This window comes from Streptomyces sp. I05A-00742 (assembly GCF_013055795.1).
Taxonomy (GTDB): domain Bacteria; phylum Actinomycetota; class Actinomycetes; order Streptomycetales; family Streptomycetaceae; genus Streptomyces.
This window is the reverse complement of sequence record NZ_JABETO010000001.1, coordinates 79,103-105,258: the sequence shown is the minus strand read 5'-3', so window position 1 is coordinate 105,258 and position 26,156 is coordinate 79,103. Positions and strand designations below refer to the sequence as shown.

Here is a 26,156-nt window from a genome sequence, read left to right as displayed (position 1 = left end):
CGCACTCTCGAAATCCAACGAACCTGAAAAGGCTCTTTCGTGGCGAACATCAAGTCCCAGATCAAGCGGAACAAGACCAACGAGAAGGCGCGCCTGCGCAACAAGGCCGTCAAGTCCTCGGTCAAGACCGCTGTCCGCGCGGCCCGCGAGGCCATCGTCGCCGGTGACGCCGCCAAGGCCACCGCCGCCGTCGCCCTCGCCGGCAAGAAGCTCGACAAGGCCGCCAGCAAGGGTGTCCTGCACAAGAACGCCGCCGCCAACAAGAAGTCGGCGCTGGCCAAGCAGGTTGCCTCCCTCAAGGGCTGAAGTCCCTCCGGGGCGTGAGCCCCGGTCCTCGCCGGTATCGGAATCAGCGGCCCCTCTACCGCTCCGGTCCGGCACCCCCGCCGCGCTCGGTCGTTCGCCACGCGGGCGCGGCATGAGCCTTCCGGCTCGATGAACGAAACCGGGGCCCCGGTCCCGTCCTTCCCCAGGACGGACCGGGGCCTTCGGCTTGCCCGCCGCCCCTGCTCCCGGTCTCTCAGGAACGGCTGCGGGCCGCCCGGGCCACCGCGACGACGGCCTTCTCCAGGGCGTACTCCGGGTCGTCCCCGCCGCCCTTGACCCCGGCGTCCGCCTCCGCGACGGCGCGCAGCGCGGTGGCGACGCCGTCCGCCGACCAGCCGCGCATCTGCTGACGTACCCGGTCGATCTTCCACGGCGGCATGCCGAGCTCACGGGCCAGATCGCCCGGGCGGGCGCCGCGCGGGGCCGAGGCGAGCTTGCCGATCGAGCGGACGCCCTGGGCGAGCGCGCTGGTGATCAGCACCGGGGCCACACCGGTGGCCATGGCCCAGCGCAGCGCCTCCAGGGCCTCGGCGGCCCTGCCTTCCACGGCCCGGTCGGCCACGGTGAAGCTGGACGCCTCGGCACGGCCCGTGTAGTAGCGGGCCACGACCGCCTCGTCGATCACACCCTCGATGTCGGCGACGAGCTGCGCGCAGGCGCTCGCCAGCTCGCGCAGGTCGCTGCCGATGGCGTCGACCAGGGCCTGGCACGCCTCCGGCGTCGCGGACCGGCCCGTCGAGCGGAACTCGGACCGGACGAACGCGAGGCGGTCGGCCGGCTTGGTCATCTTCGGGCAGGCGACCTCACGGGCCCCGGACTTCCGGGCGGCGTCGAGCAGCCCCTTGCCCTTCGCGCCGCCGGCGTGCAGCAGGACGAGGGTGATCTCCTCGGCGGGAGCACCCAGATAGCCCTTGACGTCCTTGATCGTGTCCGCCGAGAGGTCCTGCGCGTTGCGCACGACCACGACCTTGCGCTCGGCGAACAGCGACGGGCTGGTCAGCTCGGCGAGGGTGCCGGGCTGGAGCGCGTCCGGGGTGAGGTCGCGGACGTCGGTGTCCGCGTCGGCCGCGCGGGCGGCCGCCACCACCTCCTGCACGGCGCGGTCGAGGAGGAGGTCCTCCTGCCCCACGGCGAGCGTGACGGGGGCGAGCGGGTCGTCGTTCGCGGCTTTGCCCGCGGTGTTCCTGGCCATCGCGTCCAGCATCCCATGCGGGTCGGACACTCCCCTCCGCCGCGGTGCGGGCATGGCGCACAATGAGCGGGTGAGCAGCGTTCCCCCTTCCTCCTCCGAGACCCCCTCCGAGACCCCCTCCGAGTCCCCGTCCGAGTCTCCGCGCCCCTCCCGCTACCTGCTGGTGCTCCCGGACCGGGAGGTAGCGGAGGAAGTGGCCAGGGTGTCCAATTCCCGCTACCCCATGGACGGGCCGCCGCAGATCGTCCGCGAGGCACTGGCCGGCGAGGACGACGCGGAGGACGCGCAGTGGCTGGTCGTGATGGAGGACCCGGACGGCATCCTGGACCTCGCCGAGCTGCGCGCGCTCGCCGAGGAGCACGAGGGCTGGGTCGAGGCGGACTGAACCGTCCGGATCCCCGCTCCGGGGGCCGGGCCGCCTGATCCGGGCCGGCCATCACCGCGGTGACCGTGTCCGTCACCGCCACCGGTCCGTCGGTGTCGGTCCGGAGGACCGCGGCGCCTTCCGCCCGCAGTGCGGCGACCGTACGGGGCGCGGGATGGCCGTACGGATTGCCTACGCCCGCGGACACCACGGCCAGCCGGGGCCGTACCCGGTGCAGCAGCTCGGGGTCCTGGTGGGCGGAGCCGTGGTGGGCGACCTTCAGGACGTCCACCGGGGGCAGCTCGGGGTGGTGCTCCAGGAGGGCGTGCTGGGCGGGCGGTTCGAGGTCGCCGAGCAGGAGCAGGGTCAGCCCCGGAGAGCGCACGAGCAGGGTGACGCTGGCGTCGTTGGGGCCGCTCTCCGCCTCGGGCGCCCCACCCGGGAGCGGGGGCCACAGCACCTCCCAGGACAGCGTGCCGAGGCGTCCGCGTTCACCGGGGGCGGCGGTGACGACCGGGACGCCCGCGCGCCGGGCCTCGCGCCGGACGAACGCCGCCTGCCCGGGCGGTTCCTCGAACGGGGTGCTCTCGATCGTCCCGACCGACCGGCCGCGCAGCACGCCGGGCAGCCCGTCCACGTGGTCCGCGTGATAGTGCGTCAGCAGCAGGAGCGGTACCGCCCGTACGCCCAGCGCGCGCAGGCACCGGTCCACGGCCCGCGGCTCGGGGCCGGCGTCCACGACGACGGCCGTGCCGTCGCCCGCCGCGAGCGCCAGGGCGTCGCCCTGCCCCACATCGCAGGCCGCGAACCGCCAGCCGGGCGGCGGCCAGCCGGTGACGATCCGGGTCAGGGGAGCCGGCCGGAGGACCGCCGCGGCGACAAGGAGGAGCGCGCACAGCGCGCAGAACCACCGCCGTCGGTTGCGGCGGTGCCGACGGGGGTCAGGGTGCCGGTCCGGGTGCCGGTCGGGGTGCGCGTCGGGGTTCCGGCCGGGATGCCCGTCGGAGTGCCGGTCGGGGGTCCGGTCGAAGTGCCGGTCGGGATGCCGGCCGGGGTGCCGGAACACCAGGCGGGCCGCGCATACGCCGGCCGCGACGGCCGTCACCATCAGCAGCGCGCCCGGCAGGCCGTCCGGCCAGCCCAGCTCCGCTCCGGGAAGGGCCGCTCCGGTCCGTGCGACGGCGGCGGTCCAGGAAGCGGGCCAGCCGGCGAGCCAGGCGAGGGCGTGGGCCGGGGGAAGGCCGAACGGGGCGACGACGAGTGCGGCGAAGCCGAGCACCGTCGCGGGGGCGACCGCGAGCTCGGCGAGGAGGTTGCAGGGGACGGCGACCAGGCTCACTCGGGACGACAGCACGACGATCACCGGTGCGCAGACCGCCTGGGCCGCGGCCGTCGCCGCGAGGGCCTCGGCGAGCCTGCCCGGCACACCGCGCCGGCGCAGGGACGCGCTCCAGCGCGGGGCGAGCGTCAGGAGGGCGCCGGTGGCCAGGACGGAGAGCAGGAATCCGTAACTGCGCGCCAGCCAGGGGTCGTAGAGGACCAGGACCAGCACCGCGGCCGCCAGGGCGGGCAGCAGGCCGCGACGACGGCCTGTGGCGAGGGCGAGCAGGGCGACCAGCCCGCAGACCGCGGCCCGGAGCACGCTCGGCTCGGGCCGGCACACCACCACGAACCCCAGCACGAGCAGTCCGCCCACCACCGCCGTCGGCCGCAGGGGGATGCCCAGCCGGCCTGCCAGGCCCCGGCGTTCGGCCCGTGCCGCCAGATGGGCGGGTCCGATCAGTAGAGCCATCAAGATCGTCAGGTTGCTGCCGGAAACCGCCAGCAGGTGGGTGAGGTCCGTGGTCCGGAAGGCCTCTTCGAGATCGGGCGGAATGCGGGAGGTGTCCCCTACGACCAGGCCGGGCAGCAGCGCCCGCGCGTCCGGGGCGAGCCCGTCGGTGGCCGACCGCAGCCCCGCGCGGAGCCGGGCGGCGGCCTGCTGGAGCGCCGTCGGCCGCCCGACGACGTGCGGCGGCCCGTGCGGGACGCGGACGACGGCCGCGATCCGGTCGCCGTCGTGCGAGGGCGGCGCCAGCCGCCCGGCGACCCTCAGCCGGGTGGAGGGCAGCAGCCCGAGCCAGTCGGGCCGGGCGACGAGCAGGACGGGGGTCCGGGTGGCTGTCGCGGTCGTGGCTCCCCGGTGAGTGACCATCACGCGGGTCGCCTCCCCCTCGACCACGACGGTCGGAACGGCGCGGGCCGCCCCACGCACGTGCGGCCGGACGGCCCGCGGGTCCTTGGTCACCGTGACGTCCAGCGTGGCCTCCGCGTACCGGGCCGCCAGCCCCGGCACCGGCCCGCGCCGGGTGTCGGCCGTCCGCAGCGCGCCGGCCGCGGCACCGGCGGCTCCGCAGAGCAGCGCGGCGGCGGTGGCCGCGGCGGCGGCCCGGGCCCATGCGGGGAGGGTGGTCCGCAGGGGGGTGACGGGCCGTGTCCGGGTGAGGGGTTCGGGGCCGGTGTCGTCCTCCGGGCGGGCGGCAGTCGGCCGGCGGTCCGGTCTCCCGCGGTCCCGCGCCCGCGCGGCGATCAGCGCCGCCAGGCCCGCGAGGGCCAGCGCCACCACGCAGGCCACGGCCACCGTGCCGCCGTCCGCCGTCAGCGCGGCGGCGGCTCCCGCCCACGCGGCGAGCGCGGGGGCCACCAGGCGCAAGTCCGCGGGGAGTTCACGCGGGGGCCGGTCGCTGCCTCCTCGCCTCATGGCTGGACCATGGGCCGGAGGTCGGCGAAGCGGCGGGCGCCGATCCCGTTGACCTGGCGGAGGTCGGACACGGAACGGAAACCGCCGTGTTCGGTGCGGTAGTCGACGATGTGCTGCGCCAGGACCGGGCCCACGCCCGGGAGCGCGTCCAGCTGTTCCACCGTCGCGGTGTTGAGGCTGAGCGGTCCGGCCGTCGGGCCTCCCGAGGGCCCCGGTCCGGGCGTCCTCGCCGGAGCGTTGGGCGGCGGCGGTCCGGCGCCCGGCGGTGCGCCGACCACGATCTGCTCGCCGTCCGCGAGCACCCGCGCACGGTTGAGCCCGGTCATGTCGACGCCCGGACTCGCTCCTCCGGCCGCTTCGAGCGCGTCCACGACCCTCGATCCCGTTGGCAGCCGCTGGATCCCCGGCCGGCGCACCTTGCCGGAGACATCCACGACCACTCCCCCGGCGCCGGCTCCCGGGACGGCCGTCGCGGCCGCCCCGGCCGGTGGCTGTGCCGTGCCCGGTCCGGCGCGTGGTGGCGGGAACGGTGACGGGAGGGGTGCCGCCACCGGGGCCTGGCGGGCGGGGGCGGGGACGGTGCGGGGGCTGCCCGTCCAGAAGTGCCAGGCCGCGAAGAGGCTCGCGGCGATCAGGGCGATGGCCAGGGCCGCGAGGGTCTTCGGTTCGATGCCGCAGCGGAGTTGGACCCATAGGGGGAGGCGGTCCTGGAGGGCGAGGCGGCGGCGGGTCGTGGCCGGCAGGGGGGTGGGGTCTGGCTGCGGCCTGCCCTCCGCTCTTCTGACCGCGGTTCCGTCGCGGTCGTCCCGGGTGCTTTCTCCTGCCGGTTTCCGCGTTCTTGGCGGTGTGGGGCTTGTTCCTCGGCCTGGGCCGGTGCCTGCTCGGTATCCGCCGCGGGGGCCGCGAGGGCCGCGGGAGCGGCCTGGGGGGCGGTCCGGGTGAGGGCGAGGTGCGGCTTTCCTGGTGGCGGGGTCGCCTCCCATCAGGGCGGATGCGCGCTCATGGGGGGTGGGGACGATTGGGCGGTCGGCTTCGGTGAGCGAGGGGGTCGTCATGGGGAGTGACGGTAGGGGCGGCCGGGCCGCCTTTGTGGATCAAGGTCAAATCCGGTGGAGGACCGGGAAGTTGTGGATAACTTCGTCACCCGGGTGGGTGGTGCGGGGGGGGTGGGAGTAGCCCCGGCCCCTCCCCCAGAGGGGGCACCCCCCATTTCACCGTTTCCTGCAGGGGCTGCGCCCCCGCACCCCCGAGCGCGCCTGCGGCGCGCGTCCTCAAACGCCGGACGGGCTGAATAGCCGACCTACCGCGCCGACACCACCACCCCCAGCAACCCCGGCCCCGTATGCGCCCCGATCACCGCTCCCACCTCGCTCACATGCAACTCCCCCAGCCCCGGCACCCGTTCCCGCAGTCGGTCCGCCAGGAGGGTGGCGCGGTCGGGGGAGGCGAGGTGGTGGACGGCGAGGTCGACGGGGGCGGTGCCGGCGTGTTCGAGGGCGATTTCTTCGAGGCGGGCGACGGCGCGGGAGGCGGTGCGGACCTTTTCGCGGAGTTCGATGCGGCCGTCGGCGAGCTGGAGGAGGGGCTTGACGGCCAGGGCGGAGCCGAGGAGGGCCTGGGCGGCGCCGATGCGGCCGCCGCGGCGCAGGTAGTCGAGGGTGTCGACGTAGAAGAAGGCGGCGGTGCCCTCCGCGCGCTTCTCGGCGGCGGCCACGGCCTCGTCGAGCGTGCCGCCGGCGGCGGCCGTGTCGGCGGCGGCGAGGGCGCAGAAGCCGAGGGCCATCGCGACCATGCCGGTGTCGACGACCCGGACGGGGACGGGCGCCTCCCGGGCCGCGAGCACCGCGGCGTCGTAGGTGCCGGAGAACTCGGCGGACAGGTGGAGGGAGACGACGCCTTCGGCGCCGGACTCCGCCGCCGCACGATAGGCGGCGGCGAAGACCTCGGGGGTGGGCCGGGAGGTCGTCACCGGCCTGCGCTTCTGCAGGGCGTGGGCGACCGAGCGGGCGGAGATCTCGGTGCCCTCTTCGAGGGCCGTGTCGCCCAGGACCACCGTCAGCGGCACGGACGTGATGCCGTGCCGCTCCATCGCCCGGCGTGGCAGGTAGGCCGTGGAATCGGTGACGATCGCGACATGGCGGGACATGAACCGGAGGTTACCCGCCCGGCGGCGGGACAAGCAGCCCGGGCCGGAAGGTGATCGTTTCGGACCGCCGGGGTGGCCGCGGGAGCGGCCGACGGTCAGCTCGTGCCCTCGCGGTGTCCGTTCTTCTGCCACTTCTCCCAGGGGCGGGCGTCCTTCCGCCACGCGTCCTGTCCCGCGATCGCGGGCCGCTCGGCCTCCGGTTCGGGTCCGGGTCCAGGTCCGGAAGCCGGTGTCGTGCCGGAGGAGACCGGAGCTGCCGGAGCCGCGTCCGTCCCCTCCTCGTCCACCGGTGCCCAGTGGCGCAGCGCCCCCGCCTCCATCCGGATCTGTTCGCTGAGGTCGGCCAGGTCGTCGTCCGCGAACTGCCGGGCCCGGTCCTGTGCCGCCCAGCGCAGCGAGTCCGCCGCGTGCTTGATGCGCTCGGTGCGCTCGCGCATCTCGGGCATGCTGGCGACGACGCGGCTCTGGTTGGGCTCGGTCTCCAGCCGTCGCAGGTCGTCGTCCAGCTCGCGGCCGTGGGCGCTGAGGCGCTCGAAGAGGGCCAGGGACTCGGAGAGCGACGGGTCGTCGGGGGCGCGCAGGCGCAGCGCCTCCTGGGTGGCGCGCATCGTCGTGCGCAGGGAGAGCCGCAGCTGGGCCACCTCGCCGACGGAGCCCGGCGAGGTGTACTGCCTGGCCTTGAGGCGGGTGTCCTCCACCGTGCGCCGGGCCTGGGTCACCGTGCGGTCCACGCCGCGCTTGACGGCCTTCACCGTGCGGACGGTCGCGACCACGGCGAGCGCGACGAGGACCGCGAAGATCAGCGCGATGATCACGGCCGCGGCTTCCATGGGCGCTCCTCGAAGGGCTCTCGGTCGGACCGGCGGACCGGCCGGTTCACGAATTCATGACGCACGTCTCCACCGTAAACGGCGCGGGCAGGCCGTGGGTTCCATCGGAACCCCCAACCTGCCCGTAGGGGAAAACCCCGGCCGGTCACCCGCTCCCCGGGGAACCGCTCCCCCGAGAACCGGTCACGCCGGAACCGGTCACGCCGGAACGATGTTCACCAGCTTCGGCGCCCGCACGATGACCTTGCGGATGCCCCCGCCGCCCAGGGCCGCGACGACCGCCGGGTCGGCCAGCGCCAGCCGCTCCAGCTCCTCCTCGGAGATCGACGGGGCGACCTCCAGCCGCGCCTTGACCTTGCCCTTGATCTGAACGACGCAGGTCACGGCCTCGTCGACCAGGTAGGCGGGGTCGGCGACCGGGAAGTCCCGGTGCACCACGGAGCCGGTGTGGCCCAGCCTGCTCCACAGCTCCTCACCGATGTGCGGAGCCAGCGGCGCGACCAGCAGCACCAGCCGCTCGGCCACGGACCGGGGCACCTCGGCCAGCTTGGTGACGTGGTTGTTCAGCTCGGTGATCTTGGCGATGGCCGTGTTGAAGCGCAGGTTGGCCATGTCCTGGCCGACGCCGTCGATGGTCTTGTGCAGGACGCGCAGCGTCGCCTCGTCCGGCTCGGCGTCGACGACGGTGACCGCGCCGGTGTTCTCGTCCACCACGTTGCGCCACAGGCGCTGCAGCAGCCGGTACTGGCCGATGACGGCCCGGGTGTCCCATGGGCGGGAGACGTCCAGGGGGCCCATCGCCATCTCGTACAGGCGCAGGGTGTCCGCGCCGTACTCGGCGCAGATCTCGTCCGGCGTGACGGCGTTCTTCAGGGACTTGCCCATCTTGCCCAGCAGCCGGGAGACCTTCTCGCCCTGGTACCAGTAGGCGCCGTCGCGCTCCTCCACCTCGGCCGCGGGCACCGCGATGCCGCGCGCGTCACGGTAGACGTACGCCTGGATCATGCCCTGGTTGAAGAGCTTGTGGAACGGCTCGGCCGAGGAGATGTGGCCCAGGTCGAACAGCACCTTGGACCAGAAGCGCGCGTACAGCAGGTGCAGCACGGCGTGCTCGGCGCCGCCGACGTACAGGTCGACGCCGCCGTGCGGCTTGCCCTCGCGCGGGCCCATCCAGTAGCGCTCGGCCTCGGGCGAGACCAGCCGCTCGTCGTTGTGCGGGTCCAGGTAGCGCAGCTCGTACCAGCAGGAACCGGCCCAGTTGGGCATGGTGTTGGTCTCGCGCCGGTAGCGCTTCACACCGTCGCCCAGGTCCAGCTCGACGTTCACCCAGTCCGCGTTGCGGGACAGCGGGGTCTCCGGCTCGGTGTCGGCGTCGTCCGGCTCGAAGGTGCGCGGGGCGTAGTCCTCGACCTCGGGCAGCTCCAGCGGCAGCATCGACTCGGGCAGCGCGTGGGCGACGCCGTCCTCATCGTAGACGATCGGGAAGGGCTCGCCCCAGTAGCGCTGGCGGCTGAACAGCCAGTCGCGCAGGCGGAAGTTGACGGTGCCCTCGCCGATGCCGCGCTCGGTCAGCCAGGCGGCCATGCGGGTCTTGGCCTCGGGGACGAACAGGCCGTCCAGGGAGACCTCGGGACCGGCCGAGTTGATGATCTCGGCGTCGTAGGAGTCGAAGGAGTCCGCCCACTCCGCCGGGTCGGTGCCACGGTCGTCCGACGGCCGGACGACGCAGCGCATCGGCAGGTCGAAGGCGCGGGCGAAGGCGAAGTCGCGGCTGTCGTGGGCCGGGACGGCCATGATGGCGCCGGTGCCGTAGCCCATCAGGACGTAGTCGGCGACGAAGACGGGGATCCGGTCGCCGCTCACCGGGTTGACGGCGTACGCGCCGGTGAAGACGCCGGTCTTCTCCTTGGCGTCGGCCTGCCGCTCGACATCGGACTTGGCGGCGGCCTCCTTGCGGTAGGCGGCGACGGCCTCGGCCGGGGTGGCGTGCCCGCCGGTCCAGTCCTCGTGGGTGCCCTCGGGCCAGGCGGCCGGGACGACCGATGCGTCGCCGTCCCCGGTGACCAGCGGGTGCTCGGGCGCCAGGACCAGGTAGGTGGCGCCGAACAGGGTGTCGTGGCGGGTGGTGAAGACGGTGGCCTTCGCCTCCGGACGGCCGTCGATCGCGAAGTCGACGTGGGCGCCCTCGCTGCGGCCGATCCAGTTGCGCTGCTGCAGCTTGATGGCCTCGGGCCAGTCCAGCGCGTCCAGGTCGTCCAGCAGACGGTCGGCGTAGGCGGTGATCCGCATGTTCCACTGGCGCAGCTTGGACTTGAAGACGGGGAAGTTGCCGCGCTCGGAACGGCCGTCGGCGGTGACCTCCTCGTTGGCCAGCACGGTGCCCAGACCCGGGCACCAGTTGACCGGCGCGTCGGAGGCGTACGCCAGGCGGTACTCGCCCAGCACGTCGGCGCGCTCGGCGGCGCTCAGAGCGCCCCAGGAGCGCCCCCCGGACAGGGCCCGCTCACCGCTCTCGAACTGCGCCACCAGCTCGTCGATCGGCCGCGCCTTCCGCGCGTCCTCGTCGAACCACGAGTTGAAGATCTGCAGGAAGATCCACTGCGTCCACTTGTAGTACTCGGGGTCGATCGTCGCGAACGACCGCCGCTTGTCGTGCCCCAGGCCCAGCCGGCGCAGCTGCGCCTTCATGTTCTCCATGTTGGCCTCGGTGGACACCCGCGGATGGGTGCCGGTCTGCACCGCGTACTGCTCGGCGGGCAGGCCGAAGGCGTCGAAGCCCAGGGTGTGCAGGACGTTGTGGCCGGTCATGCGGTAGTAGCGCGCCGTGACGTCGGTGGCGATGTAACCCAGCGGGTGACCGACGTGCAGGCCCGCGCCCGACGGGTACGGGAACATGTCCATGATGAACTTGTGGGGGCGCGCCACGACGTCGGCGTCCCCGGCCAGGTCGCCGTCCGGGTTGGGCGCCGCGTACGTCCCGTCGGCGTCCCAGAAGTCCTGCCAGCGTGCCTCGATGTCGGCGGCCAGCGCGGCCGTGTAGCGGTGCGGGGCAGCCACCTCGGCGGCGGCAGTGGTCTCGCTCATCGTCCTCAAAGCTCCATCGATCGTCGTCTCTGCCTGCGGGTCGCGCCGCGTTCCGGGGCCCTGACGGGGATACCGCGGGTCCGGAAACGAAAAATCCCCTCGCACAGGAGGGGACGCCGCGCCGATGCCGACCTGACCGGTCGGGATTGATCAGCGCGGCTCGCTAAGCAGGAGGCGTACGGCACGCATGCGGTCAGGTTACCGCAGGGGCACCGGGGCCCGCACCGAGGTTCACCGGCGGCGTGGGCCGTCCGGCGCTCCCCCGCCCCGGCGGGCCGGGCCCGTGGTGCGGGGGAGCGCGTCGGGTCAGCGGCGGTGGCCGGGTGCGTACGACGTGACGTAGTCGCGGGCCGGCGAGCCGACGCCGGTCACGTCGTCGTACCCCACGGTCGCGGAGAGCGACCCGTCGTCGCCCAGGCCGCGCAGCGACACCGTGGTGCCGTCCTTGGCGTCGACGCCGTTGACGAAGTCGACGCGCACGTCGCCGATGCCACGGCCCTTGCCGAGCGGGTGGTCGGTGACGTCGTGGTAGGCGGCGGTGCCTTGACATGCTCCTCGCCCTGAAGGACGAGGATTCTGGCCGTCCCTACCGGACGCTGTGCCGCTCCGCGCCACCACTCTCAGATTCGCTTCACCCCCGGCGTAAACGCCGGAGCACTGCGAATCAATCCCGGTGGAGAAGAGACCGGAGTTGGCGAAGGCGGCGCTCGGGCCGGGCAGGGCCTCGTCGCGGTGGGCCCGCCGCGGGGCGTCGTTGAGGCCCACGACGGTAAGGACGGCGCCGTCCAGGGAGGCGGGGACGGAGGCGGTCGTGGACGGCGCGTGGTACGTGCGGCCGTCCTTGACGTATGTCGGCGCCGGCAGTGGGCGCCCCGAGCGCCGGCACCCCCGCCACCAGGGGCAGCGCGGTGGCCAGGGCCAGGCCCGCGCGCGCTCCGGAACGGCGTGATCTCATCAAACCCCCTGCGATACGAAAGGTCGCCTGCACGGAACGTCACTCTTGCGGTGAACTGTTCATGTAGGGGGCATACGTTCGCCAACAAGCGGACAAGGAAGGGTCATGGACATGCAAGAACGGGCGAGATCGCGACGAAGAAGACGCGGGAAGAGCGCACGACGAAGAACGGGCCGCCCTTTCGGACGACCCGTTCATCTCCTGTGGAGCTAAGGAGAATTGAACTCCTGACCTCCTGCATGCCATGCAGGCGCTCTACCAACTGAGCTATAGCCCCTTGTTCTGTTGTCCGCCGGGCTTCCCCGCCGTTTCCGGCCGGTTCCCCCTGGCGACATCGACTACATTACACGGACCCCCCTGCCCTCTGCCAAATCGGTTGACCGGGTGATCAACTTCGCCCGATTTGCCGGATGACGGTCGCGGAGGGCCCGGCGACTCACGCCGTGGCGAACGAATAGAACCGCTTCAGCGCGCAGTGCTCGTCGAGCAGCCGCCCGTAGATCGGTTCCCCCTCGAGCTCCCGATAGGTCTCGATGGGGTCGCCTTTTATGATCAGCGCCCGGGCGCACTCGACGCACCAGTACTGGTAGTCGGCGTTGATCGGCTCCATGTCGCGAACGATGGGCGTCCCGCTGCCGCACCAGTCGCATTTCCGGCTGTGTGCACCCATTCACTCAGCTCCAGCTGTGGCCGCAGGCCGTGCAGATGTACGAAACACCGCCGTTGTCGCCGAGCACCTGGGCCACGTGAGCGGATCCACAAGCCGGACACTGGAGGGCGGTCACCCCGGGGAGGCCGTCGGTCGTCGCGAGCATGCACACCGGCATGTCACCATCCCTCCCCGTCACCTTCACCCCGTCCGCGCCCGGCTGTCCGATTCTGCCACGGGACGGGCGCCAGGTCAGCGCCCCCGGCGCATCAGGGCCGTCCCCAGGGCGGCCACCGCCGTCCCCGCCAGCGCCAGAGAGGTGATCCACGTCCCGTGGGCCGAGGAGGACAACGCCCCGCCGCTCGCCTCCGCGAGGTAGACGGCACCGTAGACGGCCACCCCGGTGAGCAGTCCGAGCTGGCTGGTCGTGGTCAACAGCCCACTGGCGTCCGCGGCGTGCTCCGGCCGGACGCCGGCCAGGGTGCGGCCGAGCGTCGGGCTGAAGGTGAGGCCCAGACCACCGCCGCCGCCGAACAGCACCAGGTACAGCCACAGACCGCCGTCGCCGCCGTCCCGCAGGACGTACCCGGTGCCCGCGAAGGAGACCGCCGCCAGCAGCAGACCGACCGTGGGCAGCGCGCCGTGCCAACGCTGGGGAAGTTTCCGCCAGTTGAGGCCGACGCCGCCGAAGGCCACCGCGGTGGGCAGGAAGGTCAGTCCCGTGCGCATCGGGCTGAAGTGGAGCCCGCTCTGCAGGTGCAGCGAGAGCGACAGCAGGACCCCGGCGTTCATCGCCATGGCGAGCCCGATCCGCGCCACCGCCTGCGGCACTCCCGGCGCCCTCAGCACACCGGGGGCGATCAGCGGCGCCCCGCCGCGGCGGGCCAGTCGCGACTCGTACCCGGCGAAGGCCGCCGCCAGCACCGCGCAGAGCGCGAACGAGATCCAGGTCCACAGCGGCCAGCCCTGCTCCTCCCCCAGCACCATCGGCACCGTGAAGCACATGACCGACGCCGCGAGGAGCACCATGCCCGGCAGGTCGAGCGGCCGGCCGCGCTCCCCCGCGTGCGGTGCGTCGCGCGGCATCAGCCGGGGGCCGAGGACGAGCAGCAGCAGCCCGATCGGGACGTTCACCAGGAAGACCGGCCGCCAGCTCCAGCCGAACAGGTCCGCGCTGATCAGCAGCCCGCCGACGATCATCCCGATCGCCGCACCGGAGGCGATCACCGCCGAGAAGAAGCCGAGCGCCCGCACCCGCGCGGGCCCGTCGTAGGTGCGCTGGATGAGGCTCAGCACCTGCGGCAGCATCACCGCGGCGCCGGCGCCCTGGACGAACCGGAAGGCGATCAGCTGCTCGGTGCCCGAGGCGATTCCGCAGAGCAGCGAGGCCAGGGTGAACAGCCCGAGCCCGAGGAGGAAGACCCGCCGGTGGCCGTGGCGGGCGCCGAGCCGCGCGCCGGTGATCAGCAGCACGGCGTAGGTGATCGTGTAGCCCGCGACCACCAGCTGGAGGCCCGAACCGGAGGCGTCCAGCTCGGTCCGGATGGTCGCGGTGGCGACGTTGACCACGAACGAGTCCAGGATGGCCATGAACTGGCCGAGCAGCACGATCAGCAGCAGCCAGCCCGGCCATGGGGAGCGGACGGAACGGGCGGAGGTGCCGTTGTCAGTGGGGTCCGGTTCACTGGGACCCGAGGAGGAGGTCGTCCTGGGGGACGGGATCGTGGACATGCCACACAGACTGTGTTCGGCGGGGTACAAGTGGTGAGAGCCCGGTCCTGCTATTACCAACAGCACCTGGCAGCACTCGGCCGACGCGGTGACGATGGGGGATGTGACGACGATGGCGACGCTGAACGGACGCAGGCGAACCGAGCTGGCCGCGTTCCTGCGCGGACGGCGGGCCCGGGTGACACCGGCCGACGTGGGCATACCGGAGGGCCTGCGGCGGCGCACCCCAGGCCTACGGCGCGAGGAGGTGGCGCAGCTCTCCGGTGTGGGCATCACCTGGTACACCTGGCTGGAACAGGGCCGCCCCATCAACGCCAGCGTGCAGGTGCTGGACGCGATCGCCCGGACGCTGCGCCTGGACGCGGCCGAGCGCGAGCACCTCTACCAGCTCGCCGAAGTGCCGTACGCGCCAAGGCGCGTGGCCGACGCGGACACGGTCGGTCCCGAGGTGCAGGCCATCATCGACGCCCTCGACCCGAACCCGGCCGTCGTCTACAACGCCCGTTACGACGTCCTGGCCACCAACGCGTCCTACCGCGCCCTCTTCCCGCTCGTCTACCTCACGGCGGACTGGAAGGCCAACGTCCTGTGGCAGATCTTCACCCGCCCGGAGTGCTGCAGCCCGATCGTCAACCGCGAGGAGGAACTGCCCCTGCTGGTGGCGACGTTCCGCGGGGCGTACGGGCGGCACGTCGGCGAGCCCGCGTGGGAGTCCTTCCTCCATCTGCTGATGACGTCCAGCGAGGAGTTCCGCGTGCTGTGGGAGGCCGGTGACGTCATCCCGCCGGGCCACCGGGTGAAGGTCATGCGCCATGCCTCGGTGGGCGAACTCCGGCTGATCTCCACCTCGCTCGCGGTGACCGAGGCCCCCGAGTCGCGCATCGTGGTCTACACGCCGCAGGACGACGAGACCGCCCGCCTGCTCGGCCCGCTGGCCACCCTGGAGGATCCGCTGGTCGGCTGCCCCGAGCACGGCATGAAGCTGTCGGAGATACGGGAGCGACTGGCGGAGAAGGAGCCGCAGCGGATCGCGTGACCCGACGCCGGCCGCGGCGGGCACCCGTCCCTCCCGGGGCTGGGGCGCCCGCCCCCGGCCGCTTCGGCGACGCTGCCGGAATGACACCGCCGGGAAGGACACTGTCGGGAGACATCGCCGGGAAAAGCAGAGATCCCGCCCGGTCGAAGCGACCGGACGGGATCTTCTTTCTGTGGAGCTAAGGAGAATTGAACTCCTGACCTCCTGCATGCCATGCAGGCGCTCTACCAACTGAGCTATAGCCCCGCTGTTCCCGGTTTCCCCGGAGGTTTTCCCCCGCGTTCCCCGCGAACAAGAAGAACTTTAGCCTGCCACCTGCCCGAATGGGAAATCGGGCCGGTGCGGGGCCGACGGGCCCCGCACGGGGTCCGGCCGCGGTTCAGTCGTCGTCGCCGAGGACCGGCTCGGGCAGCGTGCCCGCGTTGTGTTCCAGCAGGCGCCAGCCGCGCGCGCCCTCGCCGAGGACGGACCAGCAGCAGTTGGTCAGCCCGCCCAGGGCCTCCCAGGAGTGGGACTCCAGACCGAGCAGCCGCCCGATCGTGGTGCGGATGGTGCCGCCGTGACTGACGACGACGAGCGTGCCGCCGTCGGGCAGCTTCTCGGCGTGGGACAGCACCACCGGGGCGGCCCGGTCGGCGACCTCGGTCTCCAGCTCGCCCCCGCCGCGCCGCACGGGCTCGCCGCGCTTCCACGCCGCGTACTGCTCGCCGTGGCGCTCCATGATCTCGTCGTGGGTGAGGCCCTGCCAGGACCCGGCGTACGTCTCGCGCAGCCCGGGGTTCCCGGTGACCTCCAGGCCGGTGAGCGCCGCCAGCTCCGCGGCGGTGTCGGCGGCGCGCCGGAGGTCGGAGGCGATGATGGCGTCGGGCTTCATCGCGGCCAGCAGCCGGGCCGCCCGGCGCGCCTGGGCGACGCCGGTGCCGGTCAGCTCGATGTCCGTGGTGCCCTGGAAGCGGCGTTCCACGTTCCAGGCCGTCTGGCCGTGCCGCCACAGGACGATGCGGCGGCCCCGGCCGCCTCCCTTGCTGCCGTTCAGCTCAGCTCACCGTCCAGCCCGTCGCGGGCCTCCTCGGCGCGGGTGTGCTCCGCGGCCTTGCCCCGGGTGGCCACCGCGTCGGCGGGCAGCTCCATCTCCGGGCAGTCCTTCCACAGCCGCTCCAGGGCGTAGAAGACGCGCTCCTCGCTGTGCTGGACGTGCACGACGATGTCCACGTAGTCGAGGAGCACCCAGCGCGCGTCACGGTCGCCCTCGCGCCGGACCGGCTTGGCGCCCAGCTCCTTGAGCAGCCGCTCCTCGATCTCGTCGACGATCGACTTGACCTGGCGGTCGTTGGGGGCCGAGGCCAGCAGGAAGGCGTCGGTGATCGACAGCACGTCGCTGACGTCGTACGCGACGATGTCGTGGGCGAGCTTGTCGGCGGCCGCCTGCGCGGCGGCCTGGATGAGCTTCGAGGAGCGGTCCGTGGCGGTCACTGGCCATGCTTTCGGTAGAAGGTCGGTACGCCCTCAAGGGTCTCACGACCCACTACCGGCCCTCCCTGGCTTTTCTCCGCGGCCGCCCCGGCCCTCAGCCCTTGTAGTCCTTGCCCAGCACCACGGTGACGTCCGCGTTCGCCGCGACGTCCGAGGGCCGGCCCTTCCGCACCGCGCCGGCCGGGAGGCCCAGGGTCTTGGCGACCTCCTTGGCGTCCGCCGCCCGCTTGTCGTCCGTGTAGTACACGGACGAACCGGACGCCGCGGCCGCCGTGCCCGCGTCGAGGTAGGTGTAGCCGCCGTTGACCAGGGCGACCCGTGCCGCTCCGGCGCCCGCGCCGGCCCCTGTGGCGTTCTTCACGCTGACCCGCGGCGTGGTGTCCCCGCCGGCGCTCCTGACGGCACCGCCGAGCACCTCCTTGACCACGCCGTCGGCCTCCTGCCCGCCGAGGGTCCCGTCCTGCCGTACGGGCAGCACGGTGGTGCGGTACGCGTCCGCCTTGACGCGGGCCGCCAGCTGGGCCAGGGAGGCGCCGAGCTGCTGGACGGAGAGCGAGGGGTCGGGGATCTGGGCGAGCGACTCGACAGTGGTGGTGGCCGCCTTCGGGTCGGTGGACATCTTCTTCAGGACGGCCCGCATGACCTGTCCGAACCGTGCGAGCTGCTTGTCGGGGGCCTCGCCGGGCGCCCGGTAGGTGGCGTAGGCCACGGCCGACTGGCCGTTGAGGGTCTGGCCGCCGCCCCGGCGCACCAGCGGGTTGTCACCGGCCTTGGCGGCGGGGACGTCGGTGTCGGCGTCGACGGGGATGCCGCCCACCAGTTGGACCAGGTTCTCCAGGTAGGGGGTGTCCAGCCGCCAACTGCCCTTGATCTGCGAGCCGAGCAGGGTGTTGAGGGCGTCGCGGGTGCCCCCGGTGCCCGCCTCCTGGACGGACTTGCCGAGGGTCGTGGCCCCGCCGCCCTCCCTGCCCACGGAGAGGGAGTTGGGCAGCAGGACCGCGGTCGCCTTCCTGGTCGTCGCGTTGTCGACGAGCAGGGCCGTCGAACTGCCGCCGCCCTTCGTCTGCCGCAGGTGCACCACGATGACGTCGCGCTTCTGGCCCGTACCGGCCGCGGCGCCGCCGTCCTTGCCGTCGCCCCCGCTCAGGAGGAGGTAGCCGAGGACCCCGCCCAGGACCAGCACGAACGCCACGGCGAGGGCGACGTACCGGTTGCGGCCCCGGCGCTTGCGCTCGTCGCGGCGCTCGGTGCGGCTCTCGCTGAACTTCAGCCAGTCGATGACGTCCTCGGAGTCCTCGTCCGGCGTCTCGACGAAGGAGAACTGCTCGGTGCGGTAGTCCGGGGCGCCCGCGCCCCGCTCCAGGTCGTCCGGGGCCTGCCGGGGCTCGGGGACCGTGCCCGGCCCGGCCTCCGGGCCCGCCGGGGTCTCCTCGCGGCCGGCGCGGTCCGCCTGCCGGGGGATCCACTCCTGCGGACGCGCCTGCTGCTCCACGACCTGGGCCTGGGGCTCGGCCGCGGCGGGTTCGCGGTACGCCGCCGCGTCGTACGGCTGCTGCGGGTACTCCTGGTACGGCTGCTGCTGGAAGCCGGGCTCCTGGGAGGCGTACGGGTCGTAGCCGTACGCCTGAGGCTGCGGCTCCTGCTGGGGGTACCCGCCCTGCTGGCCGCCGTCGGCCCCGGTGAGCGGCCGGCCGTACGCGTCGTACACCCGCTGCGGGTCGTCCGGCCGGTAGACCGGGCTGCCGTGGACGTCGTAGCCGTACACCTGCGGCTGCTGCCCGTACGGGTCGTACGCGTACGGGTCCTGGCGGTCGTTCAACGGTGCCCCTCGATGGCCCATGAGCCGGGATCGGCCGGTGTGCCGGCCGTCGTGATGTCAGCCGTCGTGACGGTACAGCTTGCGCTTGGCGATGTAGCGCACGACACCGTCGGGCACCAGGTACCACACGGGTTCGCCCTCGGCCACGCGCGCACGGCAGTCGGAGGAGGAGATCGCGAGGGCCGGGACCTCGACGAACGAGACCCGGTCGTCCGGGAGTCCCGGGTTGGCCAGTATGTGACCGGGGCGGGTGACGCCGATGAAGTGGGCGAGCGAGAACAGCTCGTCCGTGTTGTGCCACGTCAGGATCTGCGCGAGCGCGTCGGCGCCGGTGATGAAGAACAGGTCCGCGTCGTCGTTGAGGGCGCGCAGGTCCCGGAGCGTGTCGACGGTGTACGTCGGCCCCCCGCGGTCGATGTCGATCCGGCTGACCGAGAACTGCGGGTTGGACGCCGTGGCGATGACCGTCATCAGGTAGCGGTCCTCGGCCGGCGACACCGTCTTGTGGGTCTTCTGCCACGGGTGACCGGTCGGGACGAAGACCACCTCGTCCAGGTGGAACTGCGAGGCGACCTCACTCGCGGCGACCAGGTGGCCGTGGTGGACAGGATCGAACGTCCCGCCCATGACGCCGAGCCGCCGCTTCGCGGGCTCTTTCTGCTCTCCCATGCGTGCAGACCCTACTGGGCACGGCGGTGCGCCGGCCCTTCGGGGAGGTCCGCCCGGCGGCCGGGTCAGCGGTCGCGGTTGAAGCGCGTGGTGACGTAGAGCAGGAGGAGCAGGATCAGCAGGGCGGCGCCACCGGTGACGTAGGGGCTGATGCTCTCGTGGGTGTCGACGTGCTCGCTCTCGGAAGCGAACGTGACCAGGGCCGAGTGGGCTGAGGTGAGGGACATCGTCGGCAGGACCTCTCCGGGGACGAACGGCTGGAGACTTCTGCCACATCGTATGCGGGCACGGTGGCCGGGCTCACGCCGACTCCGCGGGAGGGCCCGTACGGGCGTCCCGGCCGGGCGGTCAGTCCTTGTTGCGGTAACCGCGCAGGAGCAGCCACGCGGTGAGCGGCACGCCGATCAGGGCGACGAGGAAAACCGTGCGCAGCACCGGCCCCGGGCCCGTGTCCTTCGCGGAGACGGCCAGCACCTGGCCCACGGCCGGGGACGCTGCGAGGTGGGTGAAACCCTGGAGTGCGGACATGCCTCCACGGTAGCCATGTCGGTGCCAGCGCCTAGGGTGGGGTCCGTCAGCCGGGGGACGGGCCACGATCGAGCCCAGTTGAGGGGGTCGCCATGAGTGACAGCAACGCCGCGAACGGCTCCGGCCGTGCGGCCGGGGGCGGGGACGGAAGCGTGCCGGGCCGCGACCGGAGGCGGTTTCCGGACATCTCGTCCCGGGCGTACGAGCACCCCGCGGACCGTTCGGCCCTGGTCGCCCTGCGCAAGCTGAGCGGTTTCGACACCGTCTTCAAGGCCCTGAGCGGTCTGCTGCCGGAGCGCAGCCTGCGGCTGCTGTTCCTTTCGGACTCCGTACGGGTGGGCGAGCAGCAGTTCCCCCACCTGCACACGATGCTCCTGGACGCCTGTTACATCCTGGACCTGCCGAAGGTCCCGCCGATGTACGTCACGCAGGACCCGCAGCCCAACGCCATGTGCGTCGGCCTGGACGAGCCGGTCATCGTGGTGACGACGGGCCTGGTCGAGCTGCTGGACGAGGAGGAGATGCGGGCGGTCGTGGGCCACGAGGTGGGCCACGCGCTGTCGGGCCACGCGGTCTACCGGACGATACTGCTGTTCCTGACCAACTTCGCCGTCAAGGTGGCCTGGATCCCGCTCGGCGGCATAGCGATCACGGCGATCGTGACGGCGCTGCGCGAGTGGTTCCGCAAGTCGGAGCTGTCGGCGGACCGGGCGGGGCTGCTGGTGGGCCAGGACCTCCAGGCGTCGCTGCGCGGTCTGATGAAGCTGGCGGGCGGCAACCACCTGCACGAGATGAACGTGGACGCCTTCCTGGCCCAGGCCGCGGAGTACGAGGCGGGCGGCGACCTGCGGGACTCCGTGCTGAAGATCCTGAACGTGCTGCCGCGCAGCCACCCGTTCGCCACCGTGCGCGCCGCCGAGCTGAAGCGGTGGGCGGAGAGCCGGGACTACCAGCGGGTCATGGACGGCCACTACCCGCGCCGCGCCGAGGACAAGGACGCCTCGGTGTCCGGCTCCTTCCGGGAGTCCGCGAACCACTACGCCGAGTCGGTGCGGAACGGCAAGGATCCGCTGATGGGGCTGGTGCGGGACATCGCGGGCGGGGCGAACGACCTCGGCAGCCGGCTGCGGGACACCTTCACCGGGCGGACGGGCGGCGCCGGGCGGCCCAAGGACGAGCCGCGGGACACCCCGGGGGACGAGAGCCCCAAGGGCTGACGCGCGCCCGGCCGGCACGCCGTGCGGGGCTCAGCGCCCCGGCGGGGCCGGCTGGGCCGAGGGGGCCAGGACGCCGCACACCCCGGCGACCGGCCTGCCCGTGGCGAACGGGTCGGTGACGGGCTGCCTGCTGTTGTCCGCCGACCGCCCGGCCAGGATCGGCCGCAGGTAGGCCGCGTCGTCGGTCCCGCAGGACTCCGGTCCCGCCTGCACCGTGCTCTGCAGTATCTGCACATGGTGGTTCTGGAGGTCGTCGCGGTCGAAGCGGAAGCGCAGGACGCGGCGGACGGTGAACAGCGAGGTGTCCGCCGTGCCCGCCTTCGCCTCGGCCGCCTTCGCCGGGCGGACCGCGTAGACGAAGGTGTGGTCGGCGGAGACCTCCAGCGCGGCGGGCGAGACCTCGGTGAGGGAGAAGGCGCCCTCGGCCCGGACGGGCGCGTCGTCGAGAGCCACCTGGGCGGGGTCGAAGCGGACCAGCCAGCCGGTGGCCGCGTGCTGTCCGTCGGCGACGGGCCGGTCGAGGCTGCGCTCGTACTGCTCCACCTGCGAGGGGGCGAGCAGCACGCGGAGGGCCCGGTCGTCACCGCCGGTGATCACCGCACGGTCCAGCGCGGAGCGGACGGTGTACTCCTTGGCGGTGGCGAGGGCGGCCATCACCAGCCCCTCGGAGAAGTTCTGGGTGCGCCGTACGTCGGGCAGGCTGATGCCGTCCACGCCCTGCCCGAACCGGGCGGCCGGGCTGTGGGCGAAGAGCCGGTCGGCGGGCCCGCCCGGCACCGGGCCGCGCGGGGCGAGCGGCACGACGGTGGTCTGCAGCGGCTCGGCCGCGGGCGGCCGCGGGTCCTTGTAGGGGTGGCGCAGGCCCATGTAGACGGCCGTGCCGAAGGCCAGGGCGATCAGCACCACGAGGAGCAGCAGCTGCCGGGAGGCCCCGAGGCGGGTCCAGGCGTGCCGGGTGCGCACGGCGGGCGCGTGGTCGGCCATCCGCTCCCGGGCCGAGTACTCCTGGAGGCGGGCAGCCCGGACGAACGATTCGTCGAAGACGACCGACCGGTACTCTTCGTCACCACCTCCCGGGGCACCCTCGGGCGTCCCCTCAGGCGGGTCTCCAGGCCCTTCCATACCTCAAGGGTAGGTCGCCGGGCGCATCCGTAAACGCGCTGGTACACGACAACTTGTGGCGGAATCCCATGGGATCACCGGCGGAGCGCGCAATGCTCTGGCCCATGGTGTCCTCGCAGGTCACCCCGGCCTTGATCACTCTGCGTGATGAGCGATCCCGGTCAGCCACGGCGGGGCACGGCCGAGGCCACGGGCGCCTGGGAATCCGCCGAGACGCTGGGCCGGGCGCCGGGCGGCAGGGCCCCCTGCCGCCCCGGGGCCGGGGCGTCCACCCCGGTCGTGGCGGTCGGCGGCGCCGGGTCCCGGCGGTCGCCGGAGGACGCCCCCCGGTAGACGGCGGCGAAGGCCAGGGCCACCGCGCCCACGCCCAGCAGCACGCAGAGCACCCAGGCCACCGGCCGGTACCAGCGCGGCCGGCCCCGGTAGGGCCTGCGCCGGCTGCCGTAGCGGCCGTACGGCCCGTAGGCGTCGTCCGGGTCCAGGTCGTGCGTGAGCGTCCGCCACGCGCCCGGGCCGCTCGTGCGCCGGCCCCCGCGGGCGGAGTCGTACCCGTCGGCCGCCTCGTATCCGTCGTCCTCGCCGGGTCCGCCGCCCGACCGGGTCCGCGCGGCGAGCATCCGTTCCGCCGCGCTGGGCTCGTGCACCACGGCGGCCCGCACGAACTCCTCGTCGAAGACCACGGCGGCGAACTCGTCCTCGCCTCCGTGGCCGCGGTTGTCGGGCTCCTCGCCGTCCGGGAACGGCCTGCCCCCCACGTCGTCCGGCACGCGTCCAGCGTAGACCCGAAGCGGCCAATCCGCGCGGGCGGTACGGGAATTCGGGGTACCGCCGGGGAAAACCCGGAGCCGGACCCCGAGCCGGACCCCGAAACGGACCTCCGGCCGGGCCGCTAGCCCCGCACGTGCCCGTCGCCCGTGACGATGTACTTGGTCGAGGTGAGCTCCGGCAGCCCCATCGGACCGCGCGCGTGCAGCTTCTGCGTCGAGATGCCGATCTCGGCGCCGAAGCCGAACTGGCTGCCGTCGGTGAACCGCGTCGAGGCGTTGACCGCGACCGTCGTGGAGTCCACCAGCTGCGTGAAGCGGCGGGCGGCCTGCTGCGAGGTGGTGACGATCGCCTCGGTGTGTCCGGAGGACCACCGCCGGATGTGCCCCACGGCGTCGTCCAGCGAGTCCACCACCGCGGCCGCGATGTCGTAGGAGAGGTACTCGGTCTCCCAGTCCGTCTCCGTCGCGGGCACCACGGTCGCCTTCGTCCCCCCGGCCAGCGCCAGGACCCGCTCGTCGCCGTGGACCGTCACCCCGGCCTCCGCCAGGGCGTCCAGCGCGGCCGGCAGCAGGCGCGGCGCGATGTCCCGGTGGACGAGGAGGGTCTCGGCGGCGTTGCACACGCTGGGGCGCTGCGCCTTGGAGTTGACGAGCACCCGGACGGCCGTGTCGAGGTCGGCGTCGGCGTCCACGTACACATGGCAGTTGCCGGTGCCCGTCTCGATGACGGGAACCGTGGACTCCTCGACGACGGTGCGGATCAGCGAGGCGCCGCCGCGCGGGATGAGCACGTCCACCAGGCCGCGGGCGCGCATCAGTTCGCGGACGGAGTCCCGGCTCTCCCCCGGCACCAGCTGCACGGCGTCCGCGGGCAGCCCCGCGGCGGCCACGGCGTCGCGCAGGACGCCCACCAGCGCGGTGTTCGACGCGTACGCCGAGGAGGAGCCGCGCAGCAGGACCGCGTTGCCGGACTTCAGGCAGAGCGCGGCGGCGTCCACCGTCACGTTCGGCCGGGCCTCGTAGATGATCCCGACGACGCCGAGCGGCACCCGGACCTGGCGCAGGTCGATGCCGTTGGGCAGCGTGGAGCCGCGCACCACCTCGCCCACCGGGTCGGGCAGCCCCGCCACGTCGCGGACGTCCGACGCGATGGCCCGGACCCGCTCCGGGGTGAGGGTCAGCCGGTCGACGATGCCCTCGTCGGTGCCGGCGGCCCGGGCCCTGGCGACGTCCTCGGCGTTGGCCACGACGATGTCCCCGGTGCGGGCCTCCAGCGCGTCGGCGACGGCGAGCAGCGCCTCGTCCTTCTTCGCGCGTGGCAGCGGCGCCAGGGCGGAGGCGGCGGTACGGGCGCGGGCCGCCGCGCGGAGCACGGGGGACTCGGGGCTGGTGGTGGGGGTTTCGCTGCTCATGGGGACGCAGCTTAGTTGCGCGCGGCCGGAAGGGCGTCCCGGATTCTCTGCTGCTCCGCGGCTTCGGAATCCGCGGCTTCAGAAGGGGTGCACCCCCACCGGCGTCGCCGGCAGCGGTCCATGGCCCTCCGCCACCCGCTGGTGGTACGTCTCACGGTCGATGACCTCCAGCCCCACGATCTCCCACGGCGGCAGCCTGGCCGTCGAGCGGTGCTCGCCCCACAGCCGCAGCGCGACGGCCGCCGCGTCGTGCAGGTCGCGCGCCTCCTCCCAATAGCGGATCTCCGCGTGGTCGTTGGCGTAGCGGCTGGTCAGGAGGAAGGGGTGGTCGTGCGCGAGCTGCTCCAGCGCCCGCCGCACCTCGCCCAGCGGCGCCTCGGCCCCCGAGACGCTGAGGGTGATGTGCCACAGGCGGGAGCCGTTCCCGCCCCCGCCGTCGGAGCCCTCGGGCCCGTCCGCCCCGGTGTCCTCCCCCGTACCGCGTGCCCCGACGCTCGTCAGGGTGCGTTCCTCCCCCGCAGCCCTCGGGATGCGGGAGACGCCTCCCCCGCCTCGGGGCGGGGCCCCTGGGCGCCCTCGTCTCACCGGCGGCCTCCCTGTCTGGCCGGCCCCGTGCGCGCGCGTGCGCGGAGCCGTGTCGTGCTGGTTCTCCCGCGTGCCGGTCCCCCGCCCGGAGCGCCGCCCGCCCGCGACGGCCCCGGTCCGCGAGGACCCGGCCCTTAAGAGTTGACCAGCCCGAGGACGGACGCGGGGCGGTTTTGCCGAAAGGTCCAAGGAAAGGCTGGACTTACCTCGTCACTTGCCCCGTCCAGGGCTTTCCTTCGTCAAGCCGGATCGACGGCCCGCCCGCCGAGGACCGCCGAGCGGCCCCGGGAGCCGTCAGGAGGAGTGCAGCACGACGAGATCGTCGCGGTGCACGACCTCGCGCTCGTAGCCCGGCCCGAGATCGCGGGCCAGGTCCCGGGTGGAGCGGCCGAGCAGCTGGGGGATCTCCCCCGCGTCGTAGGCGACCAGCCCCCGGGCCACCGCCCGGCCGGTGCCGTCGCGCAGCTCGACCGGGTCGCCCGCGCTGAACTCGCCCTCGACGGCGGCGATGCCCGCCGGCAGCAGCGAGCCGGTGCCCCGGACCACGGCGTGGACGGCGCCGTCGTCCAGCGTCAGCGCGCCGCGCGGGGTGGAGGCGTGCGCCAGCCACAGCAGCCGGTCGGCGGAGCGCCGCCCGGTGCGGTGGAAGAGGGTGCCGGTGGGGCGGCCGAGGAGGGCGTCGGCGGCGTGGCTGGCGGAGGTGAGGACGACGGGGATCCCGGCGGCGGCGGCGATCCGGGCCGCCTCGACCTTGGTCACCATGCCGCCGGTGCCGACGCCGGCCTTGCCCGCGCTGCCGATGGAGATGCCCGCCAGGTCCTTCGGCCCGGTGACCTCGGCGATCCGCGAGGTGCCCGGGGTGCTGGGGTCCCCGTCGTAGAGGCCGTCCACGTCGGAGAGGAGGACGAGCAGGTCGGCGCGGACGAGGTGGGCGACGAGGGCGGCCAGCCGGTCGTTGTCGCCGAAGCGGATCTCGTCCGTGGCGACTGTGTCGTTCTCGTTGACGACCGGGACCGCGCCCATGGCCAGGAGCTGGTCCAGGGTGCGGCGGGCGTTGCGGTAGTGCGCGCGGCGGCTGGTGTCGTCGGTGGTCAGCAGCACCTGGCCGACGCGGCGGCCGTAGCGCGCGAAGGAGGCGGTGTAGCGGGCGACCAGCAGGCCCTGGCCCACGCTGGCCGCGGCCTGCTGCCGGGCCAGGTCCTTCGGGCGCCGGTCGAGCCCCAGCGGGGCCAGGCCGGCGGCGATGGCGCCGGAGGAGACGAGGACGATCTCCTGGGCGCCTTCCTCCGCGCCCGTCGTGTCGCCGAGGACGCGGGCCAGGACGTCGACGAGCGCGTCAACCCGGTCGGCGTCCAGTCCCCCGCCCGCGGTGGTGAGAGAGGACGAGCCCACCTTGACCACGATCCGGCGGGCCCCGGTGACCTCCGGCCGGATCCCTCCGCCCGTCGCGGCCGTCGTTTCCCGCGCCGTACCTGCCCGCACCGTGATCTCCGCCCCTTCGCCCTCGCGC

General features: G+C 73.5%; 24 protein-coding genes and 2 tRNA genes. 3 read left to right on the top strand and 23 right to left on the bottom strand.

The features are described from left to right. The first annotated feature begins 39 nt into the window (after nucleotides 1-39). Entirely contained in the window at nucleotides 40-306 is a 267-nt protein-coding gene (rpsT, locus tag HN013_RS32545; RefSeq protein WP_171161669.1) for a 30S ribosomal protein S20, read from the top strand. Between the two features lie 214 nt (nucleotides 307-520). On the opposite strand, the gene holA is transcribed toward rpsT, so the two are convergent. The 11 genes from holA to HN013_RS00390 all read right to left on the bottom strand — a co-directional run bounded on the left by holA (nucleotide 521) and on the right by HN013_RS00390 (nucleotide 14,018). After that, nucleotides 521-1,411: a DNA polymerase III subunit delta gene (gene holA / locus HN013_RS00440; protein ID WP_398977992.1), complete on the bottom strand. Its 891-nt coding sequence runs from the start codon at nucleotides 1,409-1,411 to the stop codon at nucleotides 521-523. Next, complete coding sequence (locus HN013_RS00435) at nucleotides 1,324-4,623, bottom strand: ComEC/Rec2 family competence protein (protein ID WP_249374629.1); 3,300 nt, start codon at nucleotides 4,621-4,623, stop codon at nucleotides 1,324-1,326. The genes holA and HN013_RS00435 overlap by 88 nt, the downstream gene beginning before the upstream one ends. Continuing rightward, on the bottom strand, nucleotides 4,620-5,057 hold the full coding sequence (locus HN013_RS33835; protein ID WP_312018443.1) for a ComEA family DNA-binding protein: 438 nt from the start codon (nucleotides 5,055-5,057) through the stop codon (nucleotides 4,620-4,622). Before HN013_RS33835 ends, HN013_RS00435 begins: the two co-directional genes overlap by 4 nt. 866 nt (nucleotides 5,058-5,923) lie before the next feature. Next, nucleotides 5,924-6,769, bottom strand: a complete 846-nt coding sequence (locus HN013_RS00425) for a DegV family protein (RefSeq protein WP_171161666.1) — start codon at nucleotides 6,767-6,769, stop codon at nucleotides 5,924-5,926. A gap of 95 nt (nucleotides 6,770-6,864) precedes the next feature. Continuing rightward, entirely contained in the window at nucleotides 6,865-7,599 is a 735-nt protein-coding gene (locus tag HN013_RS00420) for a hypothetical protein (RefSeq protein WP_171161664.1), read from the bottom strand. Nucleotides 7,600-7,797: 198 nt separating this feature from the next. Then, on the bottom strand, nucleotides 7,798-10,683 hold the full coding sequence (gene leuS, locus HN013_RS00415; RefSeq protein ID WP_171161662.1) for a leucine--tRNA ligase: 2,886 nt from the start codon (nucleotides 10,681-10,683) through the stop codon (nucleotides 7,798-7,800). A 306-nt stretch (nucleotides 10,684-10,989) separates the two neighbouring features. Then, entirely contained in the window at nucleotides 10,990-11,448 is a 459-nt protein-coding gene (locus tag HN013_RS34060; protein ID WP_398977775.1) for a hypothetical protein, read from the bottom strand. A gap of 394 nt (nucleotides 11,449-11,842) precedes the next feature. Further along, nucleotides 11,843-11,915 (bottom strand) — tRNA-Ala (locus HN013_RS00405). Between the two features lie 159 nt (nucleotides 11,916-12,074). Then, entirely contained in the window at nucleotides 12,075-12,308 is a 234-nt protein-coding gene (locus tag HN013_RS00400) for a hypothetical protein (protein WP_004944425.1), read from the bottom strand. Between the two features lie 4 nt (nucleotides 12,309-12,312). After that, nucleotides 12,313-12,453 carry a hypothetical protein gene (locus tag HN013_RS00395; protein ID WP_171161557.1) on the bottom strand — a complete coding sequence of 47 codons (141 nt, stop codon included), beginning with the start codon at nucleotides 12,451-12,453 and terminating at the stop codon, nucleotides 12,313-12,315. An 86-nt stretch (nucleotides 12,454-12,539) separates the two neighbouring features. Further along, the gene (locus HN013_RS00390; RefSeq protein ID WP_171161660.1) at nucleotides 12,540-14,018 is read right to left on the bottom strand and encodes an MFS transporter; all 1,479 of its coding nucleotides are present in this window, start codon (nucleotides 14,016-14,018) and stop codon (nucleotides 12,540-12,542) included. A 94-nt stretch (nucleotides 14,019-14,112) separates the two neighbouring features. On the opposite strand from HN013_RS00390, the gene HN013_RS00385 reads away from it, so the two are divergent. After that, a complete protein-coding gene (locus HN013_RS00385) occupies nucleotides 14,113-15,054 on the top strand; it encodes a helix-turn-helix transcriptional regulator (protein ID WP_171161658.1) in 942 nt (313 codons plus the stop codon). A 173-nt stretch (nucleotides 15,055-15,227) separates the two neighbouring features. On the opposite strand, the gene HN013_RS00380 is transcribed toward HN013_RS00385, so the two are convergent. The 7 genes from HN013_RS00380 to HN013_RS00350 form a co-directional block, all read right to left on the bottom strand. Continuing rightward, a tRNA-Ala gene (locus HN013_RS00380) sits at nucleotides 15,228-15,300 on the bottom strand. Between the two features lie 133 nt (nucleotides 15,301-15,433). Beyond that, a complete protein-coding gene (locus tag HN013_RS00375) occupies nucleotides 15,434-16,090 on the bottom strand; it encodes a histidine phosphatase family protein (RefSeq protein ID WP_171162213.1) in 657 nt (218 codons plus the stop codon). Continuing rightward, on the bottom strand, nucleotides 16,087-16,527 hold the full coding sequence (gene rsfS, locus HN013_RS00370; protein ID WP_171161656.1) for a ribosome silencing factor: 441 nt from the start codon (nucleotides 16,525-16,527) through the stop codon (nucleotides 16,087-16,089). Before rsfS ends, HN013_RS00375 begins: the two co-directional genes overlap by 4 nt. A gap of 94 nt (nucleotides 16,528-16,621) precedes the next feature. Next, the gene (locus tag HN013_RS00365; RefSeq protein WP_171161654.1) at nucleotides 16,622-18,346 is read right to left on the bottom strand and encodes an LCP family protein; all 1,725 of its coding nucleotides are present in this window, start codon (nucleotides 18,344-18,346) and stop codon (nucleotides 16,622-16,624) included. Nucleotides 18,347-18,403: 57 nt separating this feature from the next. Further along, nucleotides 18,404-19,015, bottom strand: a complete 612-nt coding sequence (nadD, locus tag HN013_RS00360; RefSeq protein ID WP_171161653.1) for a nicotinate-nucleotide adenylyltransferase — start codon at nucleotides 19,013-19,015, stop codon at nucleotides 18,404-18,406. Between the two features lie 65 nt (nucleotides 19,016-19,080). Beyond that, nucleotides 19,081-19,242 carry a hypothetical protein gene (locus HN013_RS00355; RefSeq protein ID WP_171161651.1) on the bottom strand — a complete coding sequence of 54 codons (162 nt, stop codon included), beginning with the start codon at nucleotides 19,240-19,242 and terminating at the stop codon, nucleotides 19,081-19,083. Between the two features lie 121 nt (nucleotides 19,243-19,363). Then, nucleotides 19,364-19,543 carry a hypothetical protein gene (locus HN013_RS00350; RefSeq protein WP_171161649.1) on the bottom strand — a complete coding sequence of 60 codons (180 nt, stop codon included), beginning with the start codon at nucleotides 19,541-19,543 and terminating at the stop codon, nucleotides 19,364-19,366. A 92-nt stretch (nucleotides 19,544-19,635) separates the two neighbouring features. On the opposite strand from HN013_RS00350, the gene HN013_RS00345 reads away from it, so the two are divergent. Beyond that, the gene (locus HN013_RS00345; RefSeq protein WP_171161647.1) at nucleotides 19,636-20,760 is read left to right on the top strand and encodes a M48 family metallopeptidase; all 1,125 of its coding nucleotides are present in this window, start codon (nucleotides 19,636-19,638) and stop codon (nucleotides 20,758-20,760) included. Nucleotides 20,761-20,790: 30 nt separating this feature from the next. Here the strand turns inward: HN013_RS00345 and HN013_RS00340 are convergent, their stop codons facing one another. The 5 genes from HN013_RS00340 to proB all read right to left on the bottom strand — a co-directional run bounded on the left by HN013_RS00340 (nucleotide 20,791) and on the right by proB (nucleotide 26,047). Next, nucleotides 20,791-21,882, bottom strand: a complete 1,092-nt coding sequence (locus HN013_RS00340) for a hypothetical protein (RefSeq protein WP_171161645.1) — start codon at nucleotides 21,880-21,882, stop codon at nucleotides 20,791-20,793. A gap of 161 nt (nucleotides 21,883-22,043) precedes the next feature. Beyond that, entirely contained in the window at nucleotides 22,044-22,649 is a 606-nt protein-coding gene (locus HN013_RS00335) for a hypothetical protein (RefSeq protein ID WP_171161643.1), read from the bottom strand. Nucleotides 22,650-22,771: 122 nt separating this feature from the next. After that, complete coding sequence (locus HN013_RS00330) at nucleotides 22,772-24,061, bottom strand: glutamate-5-semialdehyde dehydrogenase (RefSeq protein WP_171161641.1); 1,290 nt, start codon at nucleotides 24,059-24,061, stop codon at nucleotides 22,772-22,774. A gap of 78 nt (nucleotides 24,062-24,139) precedes the next feature. After that, nucleotides 24,140-24,646 carry a hypothetical protein gene (locus tag HN013_RS00325; protein WP_398977765.1) on the bottom strand — a complete coding sequence of 169 codons (507 nt, stop codon included), beginning with the start codon at nucleotides 24,644-24,646 and terminating at the stop codon, nucleotides 24,140-24,142. 294 nt (nucleotides 24,647-24,940) lie between these two features. Continuing rightward, complete coding sequence (proB, locus tag HN013_RS00320) at nucleotides 24,941-26,047, bottom strand: glutamate 5-kinase (protein WP_312018464.1); 1,107 nt, start codon at nucleotides 26,045-26,047, stop codon at nucleotides 24,941-24,943. Nucleotides 26,048-26,156: the final 109 nt, after the last annotated feature.

Excerpts from the sequence above, each read along its gene's own strand:
- HN013_RS00425 (WP_171161666.1), bottom strand. The coding sequence starts at position 6,769 with ATGTCCCGCCATGTCGCGATCGTCACCGATTCCACGGCCTACCTGCCA.
- HN013_RS00435 (WP_249374629.1), bottom strand. The coding sequence starts at position 4,623 with ATGAGGCGAGGAGGCAGCGACCGGCCCCCGCGTGAACTCCCCGCGGAC.
- HN013_RS00420 (WP_171161664.1), bottom strand. The coding sequence starts at position 7,599 with ATGGAAGCCGCGGCCGTGATCATCGCGCTGATCTTCGCGGTCCTCGTC.
- HN013_RS00385 (WP_171161658.1), top strand. The coding sequence starts at position 14,113 with ATGGGGGATGTGACGACGATGGCGACGCTGAACGGACGCAGGCGAACC.
- HN013_RS00330 (WP_171161641.1), bottom strand. The coding sequence starts at position 24,061 with ATGAGCAGCGAAACCCCCACCACCAGCCCCGAGTCCCCCGTGCTCCGC.
- HN013_RS00390 (WP_171161660.1), bottom strand. The coding sequence starts at position 14,018 with ATGTCCACGATCCCGTCCCCCAGGACGACCTCCTCCTCGGGTCCCAGT.
- HN013_RS00340 (WP_171161645.1), bottom strand. The coding sequence starts at position 21,882 with ATGGAAGGGCCTGGAGACCCGCCTGAGGGGACGCCCGAGGGTGCCCCG.
- HN013_RS00350 (WP_171161649.1), bottom strand. The coding sequence starts at position 19,543 with ATGTCCGCACTCCAGGGTTTCACCCACCTCGCAGCGTCCCCGGCCGTG.
- leuS (WP_171161662.1), bottom strand. The coding sequence starts at position 10,683 with ATGAGCGAGACCACTGCCGCCGCCGAGGTGGCTGCCCCGCACCGCTAC.
- nadD (WP_171161653.1), bottom strand. The coding sequence starts at position 19,015 with ATGGGAGAGCAGAAAGAGCCCGCGAAGCGGCGGCTCGGCGTCATGGGC.
- HN013_RS00345 (WP_171161647.1), top strand. The coding sequence starts at position 19,636 with ATGAGTGACAGCAACGCCGCGAACGGCTCCGGCCGTGCGGCCGGGGGC.
- HN013_RS00355 (WP_171161651.1), bottom strand. The coding sequence starts at position 19,242 with ATGTCCCTCACCTCAGCCCACTCGGCCCTGGTCACGTTCGCTTCCGAG.
- HN013_RS00400 (WP_004944425.1), bottom strand. The coding sequence starts at position 12,308 with ATGGGTGCACACAGCCGGAAATGCGACTGGTGCGGCAGCGGGACGCCC.
- HN013_RS00395 (WP_171161557.1), bottom strand. The coding sequence starts at position 12,453 with ATGCTCGCGACGACCGACGGCCTCCCCGGGGTGACCGCCCTCCAGTGT.